At 64.4% G+C, this 26,906-nt stretch carries 10 protein-coding genes and 1 pseudogene; 2 read left to right on the forward strand and 9 right to left on the reverse strand.

Translation table 11 applies throughout. The features are described from left to right. Nucleotides 1-62: 62 nt before the first annotated feature. The 3 genes from Bsp3421_RS01755 to Bsp3421_RS01765 form a co-directional block, all read right to left on the reverse strand. Entirely contained in the window at nt 63-14,849 is a 14,787-nt protein-coding gene (locus tag Bsp3421_RS01755) for an SDR family NAD(P)-dependent oxidoreductase (RefSeq protein ID WP_273995518.1), read from the reverse strand. Between the two features lie 872 nt (nt 14,850-15,721). After that, the gene (locus Bsp3421_RS01760; protein ID WP_273995519.1) at nt 15,722-16,726 is read right to left on the reverse strand and encodes an acyltransferase domain-containing protein; all 1,005 of its coding nucleotides are present in this window, start codon (nt 16,724-16,726) and stop codon (nt 15,722-15,724) included. 392 nt (nt 16,727-17,118) lie between these two features. Further along, complete coding sequence (locus tag Bsp3421_RS01765; RefSeq protein WP_273995520.1) at nt 17,119-18,003, reverse strand: helix-turn-helix transcriptional regulator; 885 nt, start codon at nt 18,001-18,003, stop codon at nt 17,119-17,121. 38 nt (nt 18,004-18,041) lie between these two features. Between Bsp3421_RS01765 and Bsp3421_RS01770 the strand changes: the two genes are divergently transcribed. After that, nucleotides 18,042-18,206, forward strand: coding sequence for a hypothetical protein (locus Bsp3421_RS01770; RefSeq protein WP_273995521.1), 165 nt, complete (start codon nt 18,042-18,044; stop codon nt 18,204-18,206). A gap of 1,387 nt (nt 18,207-19,593) precedes the next feature. Continuing rightward, nucleotides 19,594-19,800, forward strand: coding sequence for a hypothetical protein (locus Bsp3421_RS01775; protein ID WP_273995522.1), 207 nt, complete (start codon nt 19,594-19,596; stop codon nt 19,798-19,800). An 809-nt stretch (nt 19,801-20,609) separates the two neighbouring features. Here Bsp3421_RS01775 and Bsp3421_RS01780 read toward each other — a convergent pair. The 6 genes and pseudogenes from Bsp3421_RS01780 to Bsp3421_RS01800 form a co-directional block, all read right to left on the reverse strand. After that, a complete protein-coding gene (locus Bsp3421_RS01780) occupies nt 20,610-20,951 on the reverse strand; it encodes a hypothetical protein (RefSeq protein WP_273995523.1) in 342 nt (113 codons plus the stop codon). Between the two features lie 100 nt (nt 20,952-21,051). Then, nucleotides 21,052-21,339 carry a hypothetical protein gene (locus tag Bsp3421_RS01785; protein WP_273995524.1) on the reverse strand — a complete coding sequence of 96 codons (288 nt, stop codon included), beginning with the start codon at nt 21,337-21,339 and terminating at the stop codon, nt 21,052-21,054. A gap of 123 nt (nt 21,340-21,462) precedes the next feature. After that, nucleotides 21,463-21,822, reverse strand: a complete 360-nt coding sequence (locus tag Bsp3421_RS01790; protein ID WP_273995526.1) for a DUF6277 family protein — start codon at nt 21,820-21,822, stop codon at nt 21,463-21,465. Nucleotides 21,823-21,877: 55 nt separating this feature from the next. Then, nucleotides 21,878-24,337: a type VI secretion system membrane subunit TssM gene (gene tssM, locus Bsp3421_RS01795; protein WP_443111420.1), complete on the reverse strand. Its 2,460-nt coding sequence runs from the start codon at nt 24,335-24,337 to the stop codon at nt 21,878-21,880. Between the two features lie 6 nt (nt 24,338-24,343). After that, nucleotides 24,344-25,360 (reverse strand): type VI secretion protein IcmF/TssM N-terminal domain-containing protein, encoded by a 1,017-nt coding sequence (locus Bsp3421_RS34185; protein WP_443111414.1) that lies wholly within the window; start codon nt 25,358-25,360, stop codon nt 24,344-24,346. After that, a pseudogene (locus tag Bsp3421_RS01800) lies at nt 25,357-26,904 on the reverse strand (DotU/TssL family secretion system protein). Before Bsp3421_RS01800 ends, Bsp3421_RS34185 begins: the two are co-directional and overlap by 4 nt. Between the last annotated feature and the right edge of the window lie 2 nt (nt 26,905-26,906).

Consider the following 26,906-nt stretch of genomic DNA (forward strand, 5'->3'; position numbering starts at 1 on the left):
CTCCCGCGGTCGTTGCGCGCGTCCCGCACACCAACCCGCACGCTGCTTCGTTTCGCCCCGCCTCATTCGGCGACGACTCTCCCCCTGTCCCGCGTTCCGGCCGGATGCAATGAGCCGCGCAGTTGGGCGATCGACAGATCGCCGCCGAGGAACCGTTCGAGCAGCGCCGCCGAATCGCCCGTCACGGCGGCGGCGGGTGCGTCGCGCATCGTCGGCGCCCGTCCGCCACGGCCCAGCTCATCGAAGCGCCGGCCGAACGCGGCAATGAGATCCGCGACCGGAACATCAGGCGTTCGCAGCATCGCGTCGGCCAGCTCCACGATCAATTGCGGGAGCTTTTGCATCGTTTCCTGTTCAAACAGGGCGCGGCGGTACGCATGAAAGATGTAGAGACGTCCATCGATTCTCAGAAATTGGAAGAACAGCGACGCAAGCGCCTGATCGAGGAAATGGATGCTGCGCTGTTCGAGCACTGCGTTCATGTAGGTCGAAACGCCGTGTTCACCGGCGATGTTGACGTTGGCCGTATCCATGTCGGCGCTGTCGAGCACCACGTCGCCAACCATCGCGCCGTAACCGGTGTGGCCGTCCACCCCGGCGATCCGGAACAGATCGGCCATGGGCACACGTGTGTGCTGCAGCGCGGTCAATAGAACCCGGCGCACCGCGTACAGCGTGTCGATCACGCTGCGGCCCGGGTCGAGCTCGAACGGCACGAAGGCGACATTGGAGAAATCGCCGAGGCAGGCGGCCAGTGCCGCGCTATCGCGCTGGTTGTGGATCACCTGCAGCACCGGACGATCGTTGCCGAAACACTCACGCAGCACAATCGCCAGCACGGCCGCGAATAGCTGCGGATAGGAGATGCCGTGCACGCGGCTCAGGTCCTTGATCCGCTCACCAAGCTCCGCCGATACAGGCACGATCTGATTCGTGGCGAGCGCGCGCAACGACGGCGAGGACGTCACCTCCTTGCGGTATGGCAGACGCATCTCGACCTCGACGCCCGCGAGCGTATCGCGCCACCAGGCGCGATGCGCATCGGCGCTGGCGCCGCGCGCGTCGTGCTGGCGCAGTGCATAGAACCAGTACTGATCGGCCCACCGCCGGGTGTCGTCACGCGCGCCCGCCTCGCTCCCCAGGCTGCCGTACAACGCCATGAGCTGCGAGAAAAGCAGTCCCGGCGTGAACGCATCGGCATGCGCGTGATGAGCGACCATGCCGAGATGGAACGCGCCGTCCACCTCCGTGAGCCACATCCGGATTGCCGGACCGCCGTGCTCCTCGAGAAGGGGATGACTGCGGCGACTTTGGATGAATTGATGGAACGCCTCGCTGCTGTCGATCGAGATCGAGTCGAGCGAGACACAGACGAGTTCCGATACGCACTGCGCATGGCCGTCGCCGACCGTTATATAGCGCGTGCGCAGCAGGTCCTGCTCCTGAGCAAGCAAGGTCAATGCATGGCGTAGACGTTCGAGGTCGACTTCGTGGGCATACAGACGGAACACGTGGAACACGTTCCATGCGGTGCTACCCATCCGCTCCGTCCAATGCAGATCCCGCGCCTGTTCCTGCGACAACGGTGCCCAGAGCTGCCCCGGCTCGAGCATGCCGAGGCACGCGGCGAGTGTGTCCTGGTCGAGACGACGCAACCGCGCATCGATCCCAACCGACCGCGCGGCAAGCAGCACTGCTTTGTCCGTGTCGCGGAACACCGCGATGCCGGCATCGAGCAGCTCCGCGAGCATGCGATCGCGATGCGATCGCGATGCGGGCGTCGGCGCTTGCGGGCGCAGCGCGACCGTAGCAACTTCGGCCGTCGCGCGCAGGGCCGCGAGGCGATCGCCGAACCACGCATACTGCACCGGCGGCAAGGGTGACGTGTCCGGTCCCGGCGCCTCGCCGCACTGCCCATGCGCGAACGCGCCGAGGGCGTCGAGGTGCGCAAGCAATGCCGCCGGTGTGGACTGGTCGAGCAAATCGACGAGTGGAATTTCGATGCCGGTCTGTTCCTGGATCGTCGACAGCAGGCGGATGCTCATCAGCGAGTCGAAACCCATCGCACTCCAACTCGCCTCGGCCTGCGCCGCGTCCGGAACTTCGCCTGTGATCACCGCAATCTGCCGCAGTAGCCAGTGCCTTGGATCTTCCGTGACCGGCTGCGCGGCAACATCCTGCGCGACCGGCGACGCCTCGAGCCAGTGCCGGCTGCGTGCGAACGGATAGCCGGGCAGCGACAGCGGCACGCGATCGACCGAGGCGAAGCCGCCTCGCGCATCGAACGCGATGTCATGCACGTACCACTGCGCAGCCCGATCAAGCGGCAGCGCCGCGCGCGTTGCTCCGAATGCCGCGGCTTCACGTCGCAGGGCCTCGCGCGTGGGATCGTCATCCGTCGTCGCGCCGACCGTGTTCGTCAGCACCTCGGCATCCGCCTCGTTCGCGACAAAGCGCGCCAGCAAGCGCCCGGCATCGGCGCGATCACGGGCAAGCAACGCACAGCGATGACGGAAGTGAAGACGCCGCGAAAGCAAGTGCGCCGACAGCCGCGCCGGTGCCCAGGATTGATCGTCCATCGCCGCCACATAATCGAGCAGATCGCGGCCACGCTGTCGTAGTGCCTCGGGCGTCGCCGCGGAGAACGCAAGCAGCGTCGGCCCCGTGACGGATGTCGCGGCTGCGGCCGGCGGTGCCTCGGACACGACCAGATGCACGTTGATGCCGGTCGCGCTATACGAACTGACGCCCGCGCGGCGTGCGGCGCCCGTCCCGGACGGCCAGGGCCGAGCACGCGCCGGGATCTCGAACAGCCCATCGTCGCCGCCCGCAACGGCCGTCGCGGCATCGACGTTCGCGGTCGGCGGCAGCATCTCGCGATGTAGTGCGAGGATCACCTTCAGCAGATGCGCCATGCCTGATGCGGCAAACGAATGGCCGACCGTATTCTCGACGGTGCCGAGCGCAAGCGGATGCGCGCGGGGGCGCCCGCCGAACACCATGCGAAGTCCCTGCAACTCGACTTTGTCGCCAAGCGGTGCGCCGCTCGCGTTGGCTTCGAAGAAGTCGACCGTGTTGGGATCGATGCCGAAGCGGCGGTGGATCGAGGTCAGCAGCGCGGCTTGCGAGGCGGCGCTCGGCGCCGCGATGCCCTGGGTACGGCCATTGTGGTTGCTGCCCCACGCATCGAGTACGGCGTAGATACGGTCACCATCGCGCAGTGCCGCGTCGAGAGGCTTCAGCACCACCGCGCCGACCGCCTCGCCCGGCAGCATGCCGGTCGCGCCGGCATCGAGCGCGGCGCCACGCGCCGTCTTGCTGAGCAGACGGTAGTAGTGACCGGTTGCGATCAGATTGCGCGTCGAATACACCATCGCGCCCCCCGCGATCGCGACCTCGCACTGGCCAAGCCGCAGACTGTCGCATGCCTGCCCCACCGCCAACAGCGACGACGCGCAGCCGGCGTCAATCGTCATCGTGGGCCCATGCAGATTCAGCTGATAAGCGACCCGTCCCGGCACGGTCGACGTCGAAACCTGCGGCGCGATGCCGAGTACCGACTGCACATGCAGGTTGTAGTCGCCCCCGCTGCCGGCAAACACGCCCCAATTCTCGCCGGCGCCCCGATCGGGCACGAGGCCCGCATCCTCGACGGCATGCCAGGCCTCCTGCAAGAACATGCGTTCGGCCGGCTCCATCATCCGCGCCTCGTTCGGACTCAGATTGAAAAAGGCATGGTCGAACTCGTCGATGCGCTCGAACAGGCAGCCGTGGTCCGGTGCATCATCCTGGAGCCCGAAGCGTTCGGCCGGCACCGCGCGAATCAGGCTCTCGCCCGAGGCCAGCACATTCCAGAATGCGTCGACATGATCGGCACCCGGAAAGCGCGCCGAGATGCCGATCACGGCCACCCGAAATGCGCTCGACCTGGTGTCGCCCTGATCCTCAGGTTCCGGTTCCGGCTCCGCCCGCCGCATCGATGCCAGCATCGGCCCTATCACCGCTTCGTCGCCGAGGGTCCGATTGCAGAGATCGAAATGATCCTCGCCCCCGACCACCACGGTCCGGACCTGCGACATCCGCTCGACCCAGGCGTCGAGCATCGGCATCATCGAGCCGTGTACGCGCTGAAGGTTCTCGAGGTAGTTCGGGTTATAGACCTGATCCGACGTCGCTCGCGCGGTCATTGTGCGGAACATCAGGATCTCGACCTCGTCAGGTCGAACAAGCGGACGCCAACGATATTCGCGCATGCAGCGCAGGTTGTTGCGATGCGTGTCCGCCATCGAACGCAAGCGCGAGCGCAAAATTCCCGGCGTTTGCCGCACCCCGCGCCCGACGATCAGATCGACAAGCCGCGACTCAACTTGCGAATCGTCTCGGAGCGCGCTTTCGTCCAGCCCCAGTTCGATCGCCGTGATCACGAGGTCATCCCATTTGACGAGCCCGGCCTCTTTTCTCTGACGGAATGCGGGGTCGAGGTGCAGCATCGCGATCATCAGGAAATTCGCGTTCGCCAACCAGTTCTGCAACGCGTCGAGCGTGAAGATATCCGAGTCGCGCTCGCATGTGACAAGAGGTGCCTCGAGCATGAATACCGTCCGCACTTGTCGGCCGGCATCTTGCAGCGCGCGCGCGACCTCGTAGGCAACCACCCCGCCCATCGATGCGCCCATCACGTGATACGGCCCGACCGGATCGATCGCCTGGATGATCTCCGCGTGGTAGCGCGCCATCTCCTCCGCGTCGGCGCAGTGCGGCTGATTGGTCAGGAAGCCCCGCGCCTTGAGACCAATCACGCGGAAGCGGTCGCCGGCGGCCATGGCGAGCTTGCCGAACATGGCGACGTCGCCCGACGCCGGATGCAGGCAGAACACCAACGGACCATCGCCCTCGGTTTGGAGCGGCACGACCCCTTCGTAGGTACGACCGTGACGACGCAGGTTGTTCAGCAAAGCCTCATGCCCCAACGGCGCCGCGTCCGGTCCGCCGGCCGCTTCCCGACGCGTCTCGGCCGGTACCTCGCGCGAGGCAGGGGCTGCTGTCGCCGCCGTGTTTCGGACCTGCATTCGCGTGGCGACGTGACGCGCCATGGCGGCAAGCGTCGGATAATCGAACAGCACCGTCTCCTCGAGGTCGAGCGCGAGTCGTGCGGACAAATCCTCGACGAACCCGACCATCCGAATGGAGTCCACACCGAGTTCGAAGAACGTCACGTCATCATCAAGCACGGCGGGATCGGGATAGTCCAGGATCACCGCGACGACGGTCTTCAGCTGCCGCAGGATCACGCCTTCATCCGGCCCGCCAATCGCGACGCGCGTACGATCGTCCCGCGCGGTCGGCACCAGGGGGCTGGCGGCGGTGTCAAGCGCATCCGGCGCGTCCCGCGCCCCGCGCAAGCGCGCGAGATGCGCGCTGAATCGCGCGACGGTCGGAACATCGAACAGCGCGGTTTCATCGAGTGCGATCGACAATCGACTGGCCATGCCCCTCACGAACGACACCATCCGGATCGAATCGACACCTAGCTCGAAGAACGTCGCTTCATCGTCGATCTCCTCGGCCGGTTCAACATGCAGCAATGCGCGAATCGCATTCTTCACTTCGGCGAGGATCGCACTCGGCGCCGCCTGGATCTGCGCGCGGGAGGGCACGGCCGACAGCGGAACCGAAGCCGTGGCGACGGCGGGCGGCAGCGCCGGCAAGACGCGCCGGGCAGGCACGAGGCCGCCCGCGCGGCGCGCGTGCGACGGCTCGCGCCAATACTCACGCGTGTCGAACGGGTAGCCGGGCAACGCGCGCGGCGCGACATGCGCACTCGCCCATGCATCGCCGTAAGCTGCCGGCCAGTCGACATCGTGCCCCGCCAGCCACACCCTCAGCGCCGCTTCGAGCCGGACGCGCAGCGGCACCGTCGCGACGGTGTCCCGAGATGCGTCCGCCTCGCCCGCCGGCTCGCCCGAGGTCATCGCGCGCAGCCGGCTCATCAACGCCCGGCGACTCTCGACAACGCAGCCCGTGCGCACCTTCATTGCCTCACGGCCCATGTGCAGCGTTCGAGCCACGTCCTCGATCCGCAGATCGGGATAGGCCGCGAGCTGGTCGTGCAGTTCCGCTGCAACGCGGCGCAAGGCCTCGCTGGAGCGCGCGGACAAGGCAATCGCCACGGCATCCGCACGTTCGACCGGCGCGTCGCCGGTTACGGGCGCAGGCTCGACCACCATGGCCGCGTAGGTCCCGCCAGCACCGGCGGACGTGATCAGGCAGGCGGACGGGCCGCTCTCCGGCCACGGCTCATAGCGCGTGACGAGCCGCAATCCGCTGTCGGCAAGCAAATCGTGGTCCAGCCGCGACGAGTCGGCAAGCGTCGGCGCAAGCGCCCGATGCCGCAACTGCGCGATGACCTTGCTCAGCTGCACGATGCCGGCCGCCGCCTCCGGATGACCGATGTTCGGCTTGACCGAACCGATCGGGCACGGTTGCGTACGCGAATGAAACACCTTTTTCAGCGCGCCCCATTCGACCGCATCGCCCAGGCTCGATCCATTCGCAGCCGACTCGATGTAGGCAATCTCCTCGATGTGCCTGCCGGCGCGTTCGATGACGCGGCCGATCAGGGTTTCCTGCTGCGTGACGCTCGGCGCGGTATAGCCATGCGTGCGCCCGCTGTGACTGATGCCTGTCGCAGTGATGACCCCGTCGATCCGGTCGCCGTCCGCGAGCGCCCTATCCAGACGCTTGAGCACGACGGCGCCGACCGCCTCGCCCGGAATGAATCCGTTCCCGCCGAGTGAGAAGCAGTTCACACGCGCTTCGTCGCTGAGCATGCCGAGACGATCCAGTGCGAGATAATCGTTCGGATGAAGGTACAGGTTCACGCCGGCCGCGATCGCGAGTTCGACCTCGCCTTGCCGTAGATACTGGCAAGCATGATGGATCGCCGTCAGCGAGGAGGTGCACATCGTATCGAAGGCGATGCTCGGCCCGTGCAAGTCGAGGAAATACGACACGCGATTCGCCATGTTCGCGAACGAGGTCGATGTGACGGGTTCGCGCGCGCCTGCGTCCATGTCGTCCGCACGCGGAACCGTTCCCGACGAAGACTGATTGAAGCCGCTCTTGGTCGCGCCGACGCAGACTGCGACATTGCGGCCATGCTGCGACGCGATACGTTCGCGCGTGTAGCCGCTGCTTTCAAGCGCGGTCCAGCACGACATCAGCACCAAACGCTCCTGCGGATCGATCGAGTAAGCGTCGATCGGCGCGATCTGAAAGAACGTCGGATCGAACTGAGCGAAGTCGTCGAGGAACGCCCCTTTCCGGTTACGCAGCGTCGGGTGGAGATCGCGCTCCGCATCCGCGCCCGGGCCGTGCCAGCGGTGAACCGGCAGTTCACCGATCTCGCTCGACTCGGTCTTCAGGCGCTGCCAGAACGCGTCGAAGGATGGTGCATTGGGATAACGTCCGTCGATGCCAATGATCGCAATGGGATCGTCGACGCCTCTCGCTCCGCTCGCGCCGGATTTCAGGGGGCGACGGGTCGGCTCGCCGCCGGCAGGGCTCGTCGCGATAGCCGGCGCGGGCTGCTCCACCGTCGCGCGCGCTGCCGCGAAGCGCTCGGCCGGTATCCCCTGATAGCGGATCTGCTCGGCCAGGTATGCGGCAAGCGCCGCCAGCGTTGGATACTCGTAGAACAGCGTCCTCGGCAGTTGACGGAAGTTGACGGCCAGTACCTTGTTCAGCTTCGCGAGCAGGATCGAGTCGAGACCGAGGTCCGCGAGTGGACGATGTTCATCGATCGTCACGGGATCGAGCTTCGTCGCATCAGCGAGCATGCGCTTCAGATACGGATACAGGTCGGCGGCGTTCGGCGCGCTCGTCGCTGATTCCGCCTCGAGCGGCGCCGCCGTACCGGCGGCATCGTCGGGTTGGCGACGATCGGAGGCGGCCAGCGTGTGTGCAACCGCATCGGCTGCCCCGGTTCCGACGAATACCTGTTGGATATCGGAGGCCAGCGCGCGGTCGAGCGCGCGCATCCCGGCTTCGCCGGTGATCGCGTCGAGCCTGTGCTGTTCGCGCAGCAGCGTCGCCAGTTCGGCATCGAGCATCATTCCGCCGCCGCGCCAAAGCGGCCAGTTGATCGAGACGCTGCGCCCGGTCCGTTCGCCCGCGCGCTGGCGAGCCGCACGACGATGCGCGAACGCATCCATGAAAGCATTGGCGGCCGCATAGTCGGCCTGACCTGCATTGCCAAGCACACCGGAGATCGACGAGAACAGTGCGAAGAACGCCAACGGCTGGTCGAGGGTCGCCCGATCCAAATTCAACACGCCGCCCACCTTCGGCGCCAGCACGGCCTGGAAGTCATCCTCGGACTTGTGGATGAGGAAGCCGTCGCGGATTACGCCCGCGCAATGCAGCACGCCCCGGATCGGACCGTGCGTCGCAACGACCTCTGCAACGCACGCATCGAGTGCTTGTCCGTCGCATACGTCGACGCTGCGGTAGGCGATCCGCCGCCCGGCGGCGCGCAATGCGTCGAAGCGCGGCCCCTGCGCCGAGCGCATCAGCTCGGCCTCGTCGCGACGCGCCAGCAGGACGATCGTCGTGTCGCGATCCCGCTCGCAGAGCCATTCGGCGCATTGCAGCGCAAGCGCGCCCGATCCGCCGGTGATCAGATAGGCGCCTGCGCCATCGGCCACCCCCGCCAAGCCCTCGAAGAACGGCCGAGCCGGCGGGGCCAGCGGATACCAGGTCCGCACGTGACGCTCGGGGCGATAGCTGATCGATACATCGTGGCCGATCCGCATTTCGTCACGCAGTCGAGCGAACCATGCCGTCGCATCAGGTGCCTCATCGAATGCGACAAGTTGCGCGGACAGCAGCGGATTTTCCTGCATGGCCGACTTCAGAAGCGCTGCGAGCCCCGTCCATGCCTCATCTCCCGCCCCGACAACCGTAACCTGCAGATGCAGTCTCTCGCGCAACCCCTCCCGCAGCCACTCGCGCAACCAACCCATCAGCGCGGTCGCTTGCCCGGCGTAGTCCGTCTCCGACGGTCGCGCCGTCTGCGGCACGAAATGCACCCTCGTGTCGTGCGTTCGGCTCGCGGTCCGCAACGCGTCCTGCGCATCGGCTTCAATGCCGCAAAACACGATGTGATGCGCGACGAGGTCCGACATCGAAACGCTCGCAGTCGGCAGATCCGCCCGAGTCCACGTCGGCGCGAACAGCGCCGGGTCGGCGGCGGATGCGGATGCGGATGAGGATGCGGACGATTCGGCGCCAAACTTGACGGCCGCGTGCGTGTGCTCCAGCCAGTGCGGGCTGCCATCGAATGGATAGGTCGGCAGACTGACGCGCACCGGCTTGCGCGTCTCATGGAGGGCATCCCAGGGAATACTGAGCCCGTTCAGCCATAGCTGAGCGATCTGATGATGCGCTTGTTCACGGCCCCACTTGTACAACAGCGCACGCATGTCCACTTGCTCATTGAGAAGCTCGCCAAGCCGGTTACGCACGGTCGTGCTGCCGCACATCCAACGCGCGTCGCTGGTGACGCCCCCCTGGAAACGCTCGAGCGCATCGAGCAGCGCGTCGCGGCTGTCAACCACGAACACGACGCGATGGTCGAGATGATGGCGGCCGACTTGCAGGGTATATGCGACCGCATCGAGATCGATCGTAGCCGGATCATCGCGCATCAAGCGATCGCGCAAGCGGCGCGCGAGGCGCGGCAAGAGGGCCGGCCGATGGGCGGACAATGGTATGAGATGGCGTCCCGCGCGACCTTCTCCGGCGCTTGCCGGCCAAGCCTGCAACACCACATGCGCATTCGACCCACCCGCACCGAAGTTGCTGATGCAAGCCGACACCGATTCGCCGTCTGACAATACGGGCCAGTCGGCAAGCGTGCGCTGCACCTCGAAGCCGGCCGCGGAAAAATCGATCGCCGTGTTGTCTTGCGCCGAAGTCAGCGTCGGCACCCACTGACGATGACGGAATTGGAGCAGGACTTTGCTCAGGCTCGCGAGAAACGCATTCGACTCGCCATGGCCGACATTCGCCTTTACGGAGCCGATGCGCCGGGAGCCCGTTGCGCCCAGTTCGCGAAACGCGCGGCCAAGCGCGCCGACCTCGATCGGATCGCCAAGCGCGGTGCCGGTACCATGCGCCTCGACATAGGCAATCTGCTGGACCGGCACGCGCGACGCGCGCAGCGCGCCCGCGATCAGGCTCGCCTGCGCATTCGGATTCGGCACCGTGAAGCCATTGGTCTTGCCGCCGCTGTTGACTGACGATGCCTTCACGACGGCGTGGATGTTATCGCCGTCAACACGTGCGCGAGACAAGCGCTTGAGCAGCACTGCGCCAATCCCCTCCCCGAGTAGCGTGCCGTCCGCGTCATGCCCGAACGGCGTGCAACTGCCGCTGCCGGACAGCATGCCCGTCTGGGTGTACTGGACCAGCCGGCTCGGGTGCAGGATCAGGTTGACGCCGCCGACAATCGCGGATTCACAGTCGCCGTCTCGAATCGCCTGGCAGGCGAGATGAAATGCGGTGCCCGATGACGCGCAGGCCGCATCGATCGACATGCTTGGCCCATTGAGATCGAAGTGATACGAGACGCGGTTCGCGATCTGGTAATAATCCGTATGGCGATATTGCTCGGGGTACTGCAACGCATGCAGATTCGCGTACATCGCGTAGTCACTCGACAACACGCCGACGAAGACGCCGGTCGCGCGATCGAGCATCTGGCGGGTATAGCCGGCGTCCTCGAGCAATCCCCAGACGACCTGCAGAAACAAGCGCTGCTGCGGGTCCATCAGCTCGGCTTCCTTCGGCGTGATGCCGAACAGTTCAGCCTCGAAGCATTCGATGCTGTCGAGGTAGCCGGCGCGGTCCATGTAGCCGTGCAACGTCGACGCGACGCCAGGCAGCGCACGATCGATCAAATGCCGCCTTGCAAGGGGCATCGGCACGATATGGCTCTCGCCCGCCCGCAGCAATTGCCAGAATGCCTCCATGTCGTCAGCACCCGGATAAACACCGTGCAGCCCGACTATCGCGATGTCGTCGTGATGCTCGTCCGCCTCGTCCGATCGGATGTTCGATTCCGCCGATCCCACGGTTGCCTTCTTCGGTTCGGGCATGACGCCCGGAGCCCTCGCGTCGTATTCGGCAATCAGGCCGCGCACCACATCGCGCAGCGTGCGGTGCGCAAACAGAAACGTCGGCCCAAGCCTGGGAACGAGACGGGTCAGTTCGACGGTCAGATTTACGACATCGATCGATTCAAGGCCGTATCGCTCCAATTCCTCATATTCGGACAAAGTGTCAGGATCGATCGACAGCACGCGCGCGTAGCACAGCTTGACCTCACGCAACAACGCCGCCTCGTGCTCAGCCCCACTCGCGGCGGCAACCAACTCGGTTTCGCCGCACGCCAAGGTATCCGGCAAAAGGGCGGCGCCGGACGCGGGCTCCTCGTCGCCCGATGCGCCGATTGCGTCGAACGCTCGATTCGACCGTTCCGCAATCCCCACATAGTCGGTGCCTTGGATGGGCGGACTCGCGCCGACGACGAACGGCGGCGCCGAGGAAGCACCATCGGGTTCCGCCCGAGGCCCGTGCTCGAGCCAAGCCTGCCGATCGAGCGTTTCGCGCAGCGCGCCGAGTTCGAATACATAGCGCCCCGTCTCGCCGCGCGCCTCGTCGTCAACCATGATCTCCGACGGTGCGAGTTTGTCCAGAAATTGCTGGAACGGCATATTCTTGCGGGTCGACACGAAGGCAACGTGGATATGCTCGACGCCATGCTGCCCCGCGACCGTGGCAAGATATCGCGCCACGCGATCCTCGACCGTGCGACCGAGCACGCGGCAACTGAGCAGAAAAGCATCGACGTAGAGGCACGATAATTCGATCCGGTACGCGACGAAGCCGGCGGTCCCGTAGTCACCAAACCGGTCGATGACGTCGATCGTGACCAGGCGCCACGTGTCATCGTTCATCATCGCGATGATTTCCGCCTTGTCGCGCCGGATCGTCGTGTTGTTGAACTGATTCGTGCGCATGGTCATCTGCGACGCGCGATCGACGCCGCCAGCCGTAAGCGGCTCGATCGCGACGTTGAGATTCAACCCGTCGATGAAGACGCGAAACGACTCTGTCGATTGCCGGAACCGTTCCCGCTCGGACTGCTCACGATACATCCGCGCACGTGCGCTATCCTCGCGCGTGTGCGTCAGTTGGTCGAAAACCCAGAGCCGTTCAGCCCATTCCGATGGAGCAATCCCGCTTTGCGTCGTGCAGACGGTCAACACCTCGGGCGCACCGGCTCGAACCTCCGCGCATTCAAGTGGATTGTCGTCGAAGAACACGAAGCTGTTCATGCCAAGTCCGAGTTCATCGGACAGCATGCGTAGATTGTCCGATTTCGGCAGCCAGTTGATCTTCGCGGCAGTGATGTCCTCGCGGGTGAGGATCATGTCTGGATGCTGGTCGAATACCTTCCAGACATCTTCCTCCCGATTCTTGCTGCAAAGACACAGGATGAAACCTCGCGCGAGCAGCGCTTTCATCGACTTTTGAAACGCGCGCATCTCGTCGTCGATCAAGAGCTTGACGACATCGCTTTCCTCGCCACAGACGCCGTGCCACAGCGTGTTGTCACAATCGAGCACCACTACCTTCGCGGGCAGCTGGCGCCGGGCGTTCAGCATCCGGATCGCCAGTAACGCGAGGAAGCCGAAATAGTCCTGCACGTAGGGGATGTGTGCGATACGGTTGCGTGACGCATCGTCGATGCGCGTCGCGTCGATCCGGTGCAGCGCATGATGATCGCATGCGAACACGGTGGTGAGTCCCGGCAGCTCGACGGGCAGTGAGCGCAACCTCGCATGCACCGTAGCGAGTAGCTCGGCGCCTGCCACATCGGCCGGATCGAGGCGCGGATCCGGGCAAACAATCAGCAATTCCCAGGCGCGGCTACGTTCCGCGAAGCCATGCAGCGCGGCGACAAAATCGTCCACGACGCGCCGTATGAAATCCCCCTCTTCCGATAAACGCAGCCCTTGATCTTGCCAGCAGGCCTCTCGATCATGCAGCCAGTCCGAGACGCGCAAATACAGCAGATTCACCGTGCCTTCAGCGATATTCAGCACACTGTCCGGGCTGAGCAAGTCCTGCATCATCCGGTTGTAGCCGGTCTGCCGCGCCGCCTGCTCACCTGGCAGACACGTGAGCCAGCCATCGAACTCCCCGAGCATCGCATCGAGCGCGAAGCTGGCGGTCACCATGAGCGTCTCCGGCGCGCGCGGTGTCGCATCGTCCGTGAAACTCGCCAGCAGGTGATGACGATCGCTTCCCACCGGCAGTGCATTGACGATCCGCATTGCGATCTCGTTAGGCGGGTGCGCATTGATGATGCGTGTCGGCGTGTTGCTCATCTCCGTCAGCAAATTCGGCGGCCGCGCAATCAGTGTGCGAATCGACGGTTGCGTGTCGGCGAGGTGTCGTACGCATGCCTCTGTTTGCCGCTTCAGATCGACGTAGTGGGCGTAGCCGGCCGGTACGCTGTCGACCATCTCCGACGATATCGCAACACAAACACCTTGACTCGCCGCCAACAGATCGGAGAAAACCGCGAGCGGAACGTTGACGAGTTGCAGGTTGCGCGAAAGATAGTGTTCGCGGCGCACCGCGAACGACGGCGCATCGTCCTCCATCCGCAGCGGCGGCTCGCAGGCATTGCAGATCAGTATGTCGAGGCGGCCGTGTCGAGCAAGCAGTTCCATTCGCACGACGTCGAGCCAAGCGCGATCGCCGACATCACCCTTGATCAACGTGACCGAAAGACCATGCGATTCAAGATCGTCGACGACGGCACGCGCATGCGCGGCACTGCCAAGATAATTCAGATAGACGTGGCATCCGAGCACCGCGAGACATCGCACGAGCGCCGCCCCGAGACCACGCGAGCCGCCTGTCACGAATGCGACCTTGCCCGCCAGCCGTATCGCGTCCGAATCGGACCGCGCCGTGAGATAGCCCTGTACCGGCAGGTCCACGATCGTCTTCCTGACGAAGGACCGCAATTCGCCCTGTGCGATCGTCGTGTGTGCGTCGCCGACCACAAGCCGTGTCTCGAGCAAACCGTAGTCGCGATGGAACGACTGAGTCGCATGCAGATAGTTCAGCGCCCCATCTGACTCTCGATGTTCGAATGTCAGCGTCAGCGCCGAGAACAGCGCTCGACGGCCGGGCAGTTTCATCCCCGTCAGGAAACTGCATAACGCGATCGTGTCCAGCACGGTCTCGCCGAACATGCGAAGCGCACGGGGATAGCATGTTCCGAGGCCGGTCGGCGGATATTCGCCGGACAGTTCGATGCCCGCTTCCAGTGCGCCGTCGTCGTGGTCAACGATATTTTCAACGCTGCTGGCAAGCGCGGGTTCCGTGTGAGACGCTGGCTCCTCACCATCGATTGGCGCCCATGTAACTCCGATCTGCGTCAGCAGCGTTGTACCGTCGCGCAAGGTCACAGTGCGGCAGTTGTCACCCTGCACCTCGACTTGGCACGTATAGGTCCGGTCGACAAACATCGGATTCTTGAAACTGGCCGACAGGCTGGTGACGCGAACCCTTTCCGCGAGCCCGATCCGATCAAGCGCGGCCAGCACCCCAATCGCTCCATGGACGATGCATCCTCCAAACGTCGATCTCCGTGCGTAATCCGGATCGATGTGCAGAGGATTGCAATCCCGGCTGAGTCGAGCGAAAGCTTCGACGTCCATTTGCGTAAACCGCACATCAAGATGAATCGGATCGGCATTTCTCATGGCAATGGCTCGCACGTGATTCGATACTCGTTGCCGAGCGCACCTGGAAAAGTGCGGGACCGGCGAACATACTCGCCCAAGCTGGGCGAACGATGGTCCGGCAGCGGCGTTGTCAGGCCGCTGTTCGAGCAGGGGATGCACGGTCGAACCAGGTGATGCGAGAGGACAATCTGGCGCGGAGCAGCCCGCGAGCAAACCGGCCCGATGCCTCAATGCATGGACAAACGGAACGTCGGCACGCGACCACGACCACGACCACGACCAAAGCAAGCATCGTTTTGGCGCAGGGCGCAGCGAGTGTGATGGAAGGCAAATCGGCGCCATTCGCTGCGGATATGCCCGACCGGGACATTGACGAGGCAACCCGTATACCTCGCTCCTATGCGCGCGTGATGACAAGACCTGTGCGATCGACCTGTCAATTCACCTAGGCCGCCAACCGACTGATTGATGGCCCGCACCGACTCTCGTGGCTAAAATTGCAATCACAAAGGCACCTTTGGCTTCAATTTCACCTCATTCAAAAATGCGGTTCCACATCGACAGGTTAAACGCTCTCTCAAACCATGTCTGCACCGAATTCCAGGGACAACACCCCGCACAGCGGTCGAAATGGCACGATTCGATGACGCATTTCGATTAGCAAAACTAAATATTTTCCTCACTTTGTCATGAGGAAGTGGAACTCGGCTGATACTCCCTCAACCCCGAAGCAACCTTAATCTTGGAAAGCTCGCTTTCGTCGCGTTCCCCAGGCGCGAGCAGACCGCATATTGCGGTCGCACGCTCGCGTCAGCACGTTCCTTCCGCCGAACGCTATGCCGCGCAGCCCGGCGATTCGGGCAGGGGAATGGATAGCGCCGTCGCTGCGCTTACGCGGTACGCATGCGCATGACAGATACGGGCGTCGGGCGCATCCAATGCACGGGATCAAGCGTCGGGTGTCGAGAAAATGGCGTGCATACGGCGAACGTTTCCGATCGGCTAGCCTCCTCAAGCAAGGTTCGGCAACCAGTCGACAATGTGCCCGATGGACTGATGTCAAGATAGACGCAGGCGCTGCGCCGCTCCATGTATTCGATGGTTCGTTTGAAATCGATCACGTCCCGCAGCACCGTGTCGAAATGCTCCGCGTCGTACCGCTCGACCGGCCTGCCCGTGCGACACGACCAGGCCGGCAGCACCGGCCGGCTCGATGCCACGGACTGAAAACACAACCGGAGCGGCGCACGTGCCGGATCAATCGCCGAGGAGTGGAAACCGTACTCCACCGGCAACCTCATTGTCGTCTCGCCCAGCACGCTCAGATGCGCCTCGGCCATGTCGATCCCGGCTCGCGTCCCTGCCATGACGAAGTGCTGTGCGGACGGAATCGAGGCGATCTCGCCAGCCTCACGCAGCCGGGCGTCGCGCTCAAACAGGTCCGGAGTCGCGAGCACCGCCAGCATACCGCCCGGGGCACAATGGCGCGCCATCACGCGCGCGCTGTCCGCCAGCAAAGCAATGCAGTCACGTGGACTCAGCGCACCAGACACGGACGCGCACACCAATTCACCGAGGCTCGCGCCGAGCAGGTGGTCGGGATAGACGCCATGCGAGATCAACGCTTGCGTCATCGCATACTCGAAGCAAAACACGGCCTGATTCGAGTACAGCGTCATGTCGAACGGCGATGAGACGTCGCGACCCGCGTCGAATACGTAGTCGATCAGCGACGTACCAATCTCGACCGTGACCATGCGGTCGAGTGACATGAGGCTATCGCGGAACACGCGGTCGTGCTCGAAAAGAGACTTGCCCATCTGGAAATACTGCACCCCCTGCCCGGGATACATGAACACGATCTCGCGATCATCCATTCGCTTACGTAAGGTCATGATATTTGCTTGGTGCCGTCCGCCGGCCCAGCCGCTGACGAGCACGATCAATAGAAGTGTTGGTCGCCGCTCTCGCACCGCCCTTCAGGTACGTAAGGTTTGATCCCCAACGGCGTGGATTCGGGAACGCGCCTTGTGATGCCACTCGGAACGGCACGCAAACCCTCAATGCTCACCGGTCCAAGTGCGCCCTCTCGCCCATGGCGCCAATTCCGCGCATCGCCCAGCCTCGCATCAAGTCATCGCACCGGAAATGACCGTGCCGCGAGAAAGTCCGACTGAAGCGACGACCCTCTCCGCGCAAAATCAATGCCTTAGCCAACGGCGCAAGCATGTCCGGCACGCCACCACAAACCAGCCGGTGCTCAACGGCACGGCTACTCAAGGCCCTGTCAGGATTCGCTTAGCGCCCACTTGACGAGGCCATGGCGCCCCTTGAAACCGAGCTTTGTTGCCGCACGCTTGATGTACGTTTCGATCGTGCTGCTTTTCACACCAAGTTCATCAGCCAATTCGCGAAATGTGCTGCCGCTCAGCAATCCAGCGCACACTTCAATCTCACGATCGGACAGCGTAATCGCCGCGCTCCTGAGCCTGGATTCAAATTTTCGACGCACCGTCAAATGACCAATCGAACTCTCCGCGTCGCCCGACACCTGCATTGGGCGGCGCGCTAATTCGCACAGCCTGTGCGATGCATGTATCTCGACGATCGGCATCAGTGCTTCCGCATAGCTCTTCAGAAGCGACATTTCCTGAATTGTATAATCAGGCGTTCCACAGGTTCGATACAGCGAAATCAAGTATCGACGGTTCAATTTGCGCGATACGAGATGCACCTGGAAGCCTCCATCAGAGCCGCAGGAACGCAGCCTCTGCCACTCCGTTTGAGGTGTTGCCGATGTGCCAAAGTGGATCAGATGTAGTTCTCGGGCGATCAACACCCTTTCCATCAACCGGCTGTCTACAGCATCAAATACGGACTTCTGCAGCAGACCCACGTCGATATCACTTCGTCCATCGGCGGAAAATTCCCCCAACGGATGCATGCCGACGATCTCTTCCTCTCTTTCGTTTATGAACCACACGGCGATCTTGGTGGATCCCACGTTTACGGAGGTAACGAACAGCGAATGCAGGGCTTCAGCAAAGCGCTCAGTGCCGATGTTTGATATTACTCTTCCAAGTTTTGTAAATACGCTAACCATCCAAATTTCCTCGAATTTTGCATGACTAAATATATCAATCAACCTATTTAATTGATGAATTTTTAACATGCTCCTGTCAGAATTTAGGACCGGTCAAATGTGAAGGAATGATGACCGCCGGAAAGAACCTGACCGCCGAAAAACCAGGCATCAGCCATCGTCACAGCAACGTCTACGCACGCGCCGCGGCGCCTGTGCCGATGAGTAACGGCTCGTCCGCGGCGAACGCAGCGGAGCGTCGCCGGTCGAGCGGGCAATCGCCCTACATCTGAGGAAGAACCTAGCGGGTCGATGGCGTTGCCGGGTTGGTTCGTGGCCACGGCGGAAGGTGTCCGCAAGTCTCGTCCGGGAAGACGATCTCGACTGCAGCTCAGGCATCCCGAGCTGAATCGTCGACGTTGATACACATCGCTCAGCAGGTCGAGGCGACTCGCTGTGGACCGACATGCTGCATTACGATCTTGAGCGGCGCGCTCGCGCGCAAGGACGTCACGCTCAAGCGCAGTTGGGTCTCTCTTTGAAAATGCACTGCGCGAATGAATCCACCATAGTGCAGGCCCTGTCCGACAAGCACCGGAAAGCCTCCAGCACGGTCGCAAGGCGCTCACCATTTCAGCACGGAACCGGCCATTGCGGTTCGCTGCCAGTTCCGAGAAGCTCGTCACCACAAGGCCAGCCTCATGAGATCGAACCGGAAACGTCTTGTCGGCGCTGTGTGTCCGGGGCACTCGATTTCGGCACGAACGAATGGATCTATAACTGCGCATGCTGGCGCCAGCATGCGTGTGGATGTAGCCCGATTCATCGCCAACCTTCCCGCCCCGGTCGATCGAGAACCACCTCGGCGCGCGATGTCAGGCACGCCGCAATGGACAACGCCTCGCGACGCAAAGACGTCCGATGACGCTCGAATGGGCCGCCGACAGACGTCTGCCGCGACGCGGCAATTGATGGGAAATGCATTGCACGATCTCCATATTTCGACAACTGTTCCGGTCGACGGACGAACGCGTCATAGCGGGTCAGCCATCGGCAACGGCAGGACGAGAGGTCCGCCGCCCATCACTTCGAGTTGAGGCTGACTACCGGGCAACACCTCCGTGACGTGTCTGGATGCAAGGCCGATGGCAACCACGCGATGCGGATCGACATGGTTTTCGTACGAACCGTTAGCGCAAGGAATTCGTAAGTGTCCTAATGTACATTGAAACTTAGTCAAATCTTCAGATTTCTCATGAAAATTTTCGAAATATACATTCACAAAACACGATAAAAACCGATACAGATCGATGCATTGTTTCTATTTTATAAATTTTCCTCTGCGAATCGTTGTCGTTTCGATGCGTGCCGACCTGCCTCGGGTTTTGTGGACGCGCCAGCCCTTGAGAGTAATTCGTCAGGATTTCCCGACCCCGAACGGTGGCTAAGGTCGGCCCATTGTCTAGTACATTGAGCCCAGTTGAGAGTGGGACCCGCGACCCAGCGAGCACCCCGAAGCAGCTTCTCTGTCATAAGGCTCCCTCACCAAAATGGAGCCATGAACAAGAAGCCAGGCACCGAGCACGCACAGTGCGCCTGGTATGCTGGCAACCTCAGTGAGAACTATTGACGCATGGCGAACCGCCCTCAGAGCTAGAGCTGCCTCCGCCCCACACCTACATGCGCACCGAGTTCACGGCGCGGCGCGCTCGCGTGAAAGGCCTGCCGATCGCGACGATCGTGCAGCTCTATTTGGCCCCCCACAAGCACGAGATCCTCGACGTCGAGCGCCTGCCGCGCAGCATGCGCGATGACTGCGTCTCGATCGAGCTGCGCAAAGGCTCGCCCATCCTGCATCGATTCAGAAACGAGGCGAGCCAAGACTGACCGCAGTGCCGCGCAGCTGATCGAGGCGGCTTTGTCACGTTGGCGCCCAGGAGCATGAAGGTATGGTCCGCTCCTTGTAACAGGTAATACGTCGTGACCGGTATCAGGCATTGCGGCGGCAGTCGCTCTCCTGATTATTTTAGGAAGGCAGTTCGTTACTGAACATCTATCAGAGATCCGAGCCTGGCCGCCCCCGCGCGGCGTCCCCACTACGCAAACGGCCCGATGACGTGATTCAGTGCATGTTGAGCCTCTACATCGGCGCTTGATTACAACATCGAACAACGTGTTCGAAAAATTCTTAGCCGGCAAGTGCTATGGATCGGCCAGGGCCGCTCACGCGAAACCGCCCGAGCCTTCTTCGAGCAACTTCCCGAATCCGCGCTGCGTTCCCCGGTAATCCACGATGAACCAAATTTAAACCACTGACTCTTCCCACCCTATACAAGCTCGAAGCCCGATCCATCAGTCCGCCCCGTTGCGACTGCCGCGAAGGATCAGCAATCGGCTGTTCGCGCGAAACGCAATCGGTTCGTCAATCTCAGGAACCCAGCAACACAGCATGAACGGTAGCCATGCCGTCTGACCTGTCTTCGCGTCAACGGCCACCGTCGTGACGCACGAAGCGCCACAACCCCGGCTACTCAAAATGTAGTGCCCGGCAAAATTCCGGCTTACCGCGAGTGACGTCCCGCAGGCGAGTCGCAAATTCTCGGTCCGCCATCGGCGGCCTTGCGCCGATGGCCAGACTTCCTGCTTCGAGAATCAATCTATTGACGCTTCACAGCCAATCGGCGCAGGCACCGCAATCATTGTGCTCTGGCAAGCCCCAGATAGGTTACCCGCGCCGGATCGCGTGCATCGATGACGACCCTCACCCGCTCCCCCGCGCGCGGCATGTTGCCGAGATCGACGTACTGCCGGATCGTCACGTCCCGGGACACGCCGTGATCGCTGATGCGCAGCACCATCCGCATCTGCGGCACCTGATTGAGCGTCACCCCCGTCTGCCCGATCTCGACAACCTCGGCGACGGCCTTGACGCCATCCGTGACGATCGCGTCGCCCCGCGCGGCCGAGATGATCCGGGGCAATACGACGCCCAACGAGAAGATCAGCGAAGTCAGCGCAATCGCGACGATCGTGCTCATGATCGACATCATCGAAAATGCCATCATGCGTGCTCCCCCTTTCAACTGTCCGGCGCGTCCGAAGGGCTCGGGAGTTCGCCGGGCGCCACCCCGGCCCGCCTCATTGCGACTTCGCGCCCCGGGACTCCTGGAACACGCCGCTCGGTTGCACGCCCGAGGCTTCCTTGCTCGCGGCGGTGTCGGGCGTGCGCGCCGACTGGATCACCTTGTGCGCACGCGTCGTCGCCGATTGCATCGCATCGTTCGTCGCCGACTGCACGCCCTGGCTCACCTGCCGCTGCGTCGTGCTCGTCACCTGATCCTTGACCGACTGCAACAGCTGGTCGAACTGGGCATAGGCGCTCACCGAGAATACACCTGCAAGGAGTCCGAATAAAACTTTCTTCATGATCCTGTTTTCCTATCGAATGGTCGGGCGCGCCGGCTGCCGCCGGCCGCGCCCCGAAAGCCCCGAACCCCGCCGCAAACACGGCGACGTCCGAGGACGGTGCACCGCTCCCGTCCGGGCGGCCTACTTGCCGGTCTTGAACGGCGCGAAGAAGTTGGACGGCATTTCCTGCGGGAAGCCGACCGAGTTGGTGGGCCGCAGGTCGTTCATGTTGGCGTTGAAGTCGTAGGTCTTCTCACGCTGCTGCGCATCCTGGTGCGCGGCGACCTGCTTGTCGACCGACGACTTGATGTTCGACATGTGCTCCAGCATCTTGCCGCCCACCTGCTGCACGTTGCCGATCAGGTTGCTCGCGTTCTGGGACGACGCCACCGACATGTCGGGGATCGAGTCCATGAACGGCTTCGCCATCGAACCGCTGGCGTTCTGTCCGTACTCATGCGCGTTGCTGCACGCGGACAGGATTTCCTTCGGGTCTATCATCTGCTGCTCCTTTCCAAGTTCGCGCCGGCTGGCGCATTCCGATACAAGAGGCGTGTCACGACGGGCACCTGAACCCCTGCAGGATCCCCGACCAGATCGGCGACGGCGTCGTCAGCGCCTGCCACTCCAGCCGGACGGTCCCGATGTCCGTCTGATACAGCCGTTCGCGACGGTCGGCCGTCCCGCCCGCCGCCTGTCCCGCGTCGAAGAAGCGGAACAGCGCCCAGGGTCCGTCGAACTGAAGCGTGCTCAACCGACCGTCGACCGATTTGAGTTGAAGCTGGATCGCCAGCTTGGTGCCTTGCCCGCTCCAGTCGATGCGCTGCGGCGACGTCATGCCGTGCGCGTAGCGCAGCGTCTGCCCGCCCACGATCAGCTGTGCTTCCGAGATCTGCGAATCCATGTCGAGGAAGCGCAGCACGGTCGACACGCGCAGATGGCCGGATTCATCGAGCGTCACGCCGCGAATGCGATCGGCCGTCTCGTAGGACGACAGCACGCCCGGGCTCACCAGACCAAGATTGCCGCCGTTCGAGCGCAGCGCCTTCCACGGCGTGCTCGACGTATCGACATAGGCCGCCAGATGGTCGCGGAAGTAAGACGCCATCAGGCCCTGGGCGCTGAACAGGCGTTCGAAATCCGCGACGCCCGCGTCGACCTGCGCGTTGCGCCGGAACGGATAGCGGCTCGTGAAGCCGGCGCTGCACACCGTCGAGGTCGCGCCCGCCGCGCCGCGATTGAGCAGCGCGCCCGATTCGCGGGTCGTCATCGTGCTGCCGCTGCCGATCAGGTCGAGCATGATGCCCCGCACCGGCTCGGGCTGCCGCGCGGCGGTTTCCTTGAGCCGCGAGAACGCGTCGTACTGCGCGGGCAGCACCTGGCCCGCCTGCAGCGCGCCATTGACGAGCCCCAGCTGCCGATACAGCGGCTCGAACAACCGGGAGAGCGGGTTGCTCGACGCCACGCTGCGGTTGTTCAGCTGCGCGGCCAGTTGCCGGACTGCCAGGAAGTGTTCCTCGACCACATGTTCCGGCAGCAGCACGGTGCGGTAGTGCTGGCCGCTCAGTTCGCCGACGATCTGGCGACGCCCCTTCTCGAAGCGGTATTTCTGGCGATCGATCCAGCTGTCGATGTTGCCTTCGTCGCTCGCGCCGGTCAGGGTCGTCTCGCGCGCCGCGAAGCGCAGCAGGCTCGCGAGCGGCGATTGCGAATCCATCATCGCCGCCGCCAGCTGCGACGCATCGTCGAGGCCCGTGACGCTGCGCACCGTCACGTCGTTGAGGAAGTTCTGCCAGCCGGCGATGTAGTCCTGCAGGAACTGCGCGCGGGTGGAATCCGCGAGCTTCTGCACCACGCCGTCGATCTGGAAGCTGTTGCCGCGCAGGGTTTCGTCGCGCAGCACCCAGCTTTCCTCTTCGAGCATCGCGCGCGCGGCCTTGTCGAGACGCGGCAGGAACACGTCCGTGTAGCCCGCCCGCGTGAACCAGCCCGATACCGCGACGTCGGTCGCCGGGACGTCGCTGCGCATACGCAGGCTCATCGCCGACTCGAAGCCGGCCGCGCGCGACAGCGAGATGTCGTTGACCGACGCCGGCAGCCCTTGCGCATGGATGTGCTGCAGCACGCGCGTCACGATCGGGATCTGCGCGGCCCGCACGCGCGCCGCGCGCACCAGGTTCGCATCCTCCGGCGTGCCCGGCAGCTTCGGCAGCTCCATCAACGCGCGCACGTGCGCGAGCAGCGCGCGCCGGTCGTCGTCGCCGTATTGCTGCCCGCCGGACAGGCTGTCCCACCGGCTGCTCAGCCAGCGCTCGACATCGGTCGCGTTGCGCCGATCGGGCCGGCACAGCATCAGGTAGACCTTGAGCGTCTGGTAGACGTCGCCGGGCGCGCCGTCCGACTGCGCGACCAGCACGCGCCGCACCTCGTTGTACAACTCCGGCATCAGCATCTTCTGCAACTGCCGGTGATAAGTGTCGCGCGCCGCGGCGGCGACGAGACCATGCTCGAAGTACGGCGTCGCCAGCCCGCGCCCGGCGTCTTCCGCCTGTTCCTGCGCATAGCGCATGTGGCTCGCCACGTCGAGCAGCGGTGCGCCGCCGTCCGGGCCGTAGGAGGCCTGCGTCTGCGCGAGCCGCTTCGCCTCGCTGAACTGCGCGCCGATGTCGTCGAGGTAGTTGCTCTCCGCGACATAGCCCCAGCCGAACCACATCAGCAAGCCAAGCGCGAGGACGGGCAGCGCGGCCCAGCGCAGCAGGTGCCCGACCCGGCCGCGCCACGAACGCACGCCGCTCGGCCGCACCGCGTCGCGTTCGAGCGCGACCTGCCGGAACAGCGGCGCCCACAGCTCGCCGAGCGGCCGGGTCTGCGCGGGCAGCCCGGGCGCCGCCCCGCCCGGCTGGGCCACCGCCAGCTCCGCCATCGAGCCCATCCAGACGCCGCGCAGACGCGCGGCCGAATGCGCCTCGCCGGGCGCGATCGCGATCTGCAGCCACACCAGCAGCGCCTTGTGCAGGCTGGCTCAGCGTCTCGACGAAACGCAGCGCGTAGTTCGCGCCGACCTCGGTCGCCGCCGGCGCGGCGAACAGCACCTGCTGCTGGACCCGCTGCTGCAGGTGCTGCAACGCCTGCCGCTCGCGCCCGCTTCGGCGGCCGTCTCGCCGAGCGCCTGCTCGGGCAGGCAGAAACCCATCCCGCTGGCCCAGCGGCCCGCGTCCACCAGCGACAGCATCGAGACCGCGCCGTCGAGCCGGTCCACGCCGTTCAGCGCGACATAGACCTGCGCCTGCTCTCCGAACACCTCATGCAGTTCCGCCAGCCGGCGATGCACGACATCGGCGAGGCGCTTGCGCGCCTCCAGCGGCGCATCGACCATCGACGCGCTGTCGACGCACAACACCACGCCGTTCACCGCCGCCCCGCCGCGCAGGCGACGCATCCCCTGCAACAACCGCTTCCAGGTATCGAGCGCCGTCTCGTCGAAGCCGTCGCGCAGGTTCCAGCGCCCGCCGATGTCGAACCAGACCGCGTCGCTCGCGATGCGGAAGTTGAAGTCGTCGCCGCGGCTGTTCAGCGGCTCGACCGCGAGGGCCCGCTCGCCTTCGGAGCCGGCCGCGTTCACCGCCTTCGCGACCAGGTTCGTCTTGCCGCTGCCTTCCGCGCCCATCACCAGATACCAGGGCAGCAGGGTCCGGTGCTGGCGGCGCAGCGCGCCGGCCCAGCGTTGCCGGCGGCCGTGCGGCTCGCGCTGCCAGCGCGCCTTCAACTGGCGATCCAGGTCGCGCAGGCGCTCGTCGATGAAATCGGCGCGCGCCGCCGGCTGCGGCGTGCGCACCCGGCGCGGGCTCATCGCGAGCCTCGCCCACAGTCGCGCAAGCGCCGGCCACAGGCCCCAGACGAGCACCGCCGCCACCAGCACCTCGCGCACCCAGAGCGGCGCGAACGGCCGGTAGATGCCCAGCGCGAACAGCGGGCCCACCCACCAGATCAGGACGGCGATCAGAATCGCGACAAGAACCCTCAGGCTGGTTCGTATCATGGTTGTTTATCCTCCGTTGCATACGGCGACTGGCCGTCGGGCGCGATCACCACGCCCTCCGGCAGCGCGGGGCGCGCGTCGGCGTCCGCCGTGCGCCGGCCGCCCGCCGGGATCACCTTCCACAGCACGTCCACGCGCCGGTTCCGTTCGTAGGCGGCCGGCGTCTGCGCCGAATCGATCGGCTGCGTGTCGCCGCGCCCCGAAAATCCGATGTTCCGCTGCACGGCGTTCCCGGGCGCCTGTGCGCCGCCCGGCAGCGCGGTCCGGCGCAGCTCGTCGGCGACGGTGCGCGCCCGGGCTTCCGAGAGCGCCTGGTTGTTCCCGAACTCGCTCGTGCGGATCGGCTGCCGATCGGTATGACCGATCACCTCCAGGTCGCCCGGCCACGGCGCGAACGCCGCGCCGAGCCGCTCGATGTTGCGTTCGAAATCGGTGCGCACCTGCGCCTTGCCGACATCGAACGCGCCGTCGCTGCGGAACACCAGCAGCCAACCCTGCGGATGCTTGTATGCCGTGAGCCAGCCCTCGGACAGCAGTTGCGGCAGCGGCGGCGGCAGCGTTTCCGCGAGATTGATGGTGCGGGTCGGCGGCATCCAGGCCGCGAGTGCATGGCGGATCGGCCCGCCCTGCGCGTCGAGCACGGCGCTGACGATGCCGTAGGTCAACAGCACCGCGCCCAGCGCCGCCGCGCCTGCGCGCATCGGCGTCCACCAGCGCCTGCGCGCGCGCGCCGGGGTGATCAGCCCGGTGCCGAGCGGCTCGGGCGGCACGTGATGCCAGATCAGCGCATGCAGCTGCGAACGCAGGTCCTGCAGCAGCACGTCGCCGCGATCGAGCACGCGGTAGCGGCCCTGCCAGCCGAGCGACAGGATCAGCTAGAACGCGAGGAGACGAATGGGCGGATCGTCCGCCTTCATCCAGCGGCCGAGATCGGAAAACGCGTCCTCGCCGCCCCACGCATCGTCGTGGAACTCGACCAGCAGGCTGCGCTCCCCGTCGTAGAGCACTTGCGACGCGGCGCGCGCGATGTCGCTGACGTTCTCGTCCAGATACGTGCACAGCAGATACGAAGCGTCGCGGATCTGTTCCCACTCGCAGCCCGAGCCGGCCAGCCGCTCGCGGTACAGGCGCACTTCGAGGCCGAGCTGGGTGCGCACCGTCGACTGGTCGGGCGGGCCGTCCGCGAGATGACGCTGCAATTGCAGGATCGCGGGCAGCGCGTGCGACACGAACGGATTGCTCCAGTTGGCCGACTGCTGGCCGGCCTTCAGGATCGCCACCTGGCCGCCCTGGGGGGTATACACGACGGGCGAGGCGTCCGCGCCGTCGTCGTACGCCGCGCGGAACGCGCCGGGCGGAGTCGGGAAGCGCAGCACCGCGTGCTCCGCGTCGCGTGGCGCGGCGAAGCCGCTGGAGCCGCTGGAGCCGGTCGGGCCGACGGCGTCGGTCGTGACCGCGCCGGCGACCGACGCCTCCTGGGCCAGCGACGACAACGTGGGCACCCGGGCGATCAGGTCGGGATTCGTCATCGCCCGGTCGATCAGGT

This window comes from Burkholderia sp. FERM BP-3421 (genome assembly GCF_028657905.1).
In the GTDB taxonomy this organism is placed as follows: domain Bacteria; phylum Pseudomonadota; class Gammaproteobacteria; order Burkholderiales; family Burkholderiaceae; genus Burkholderia.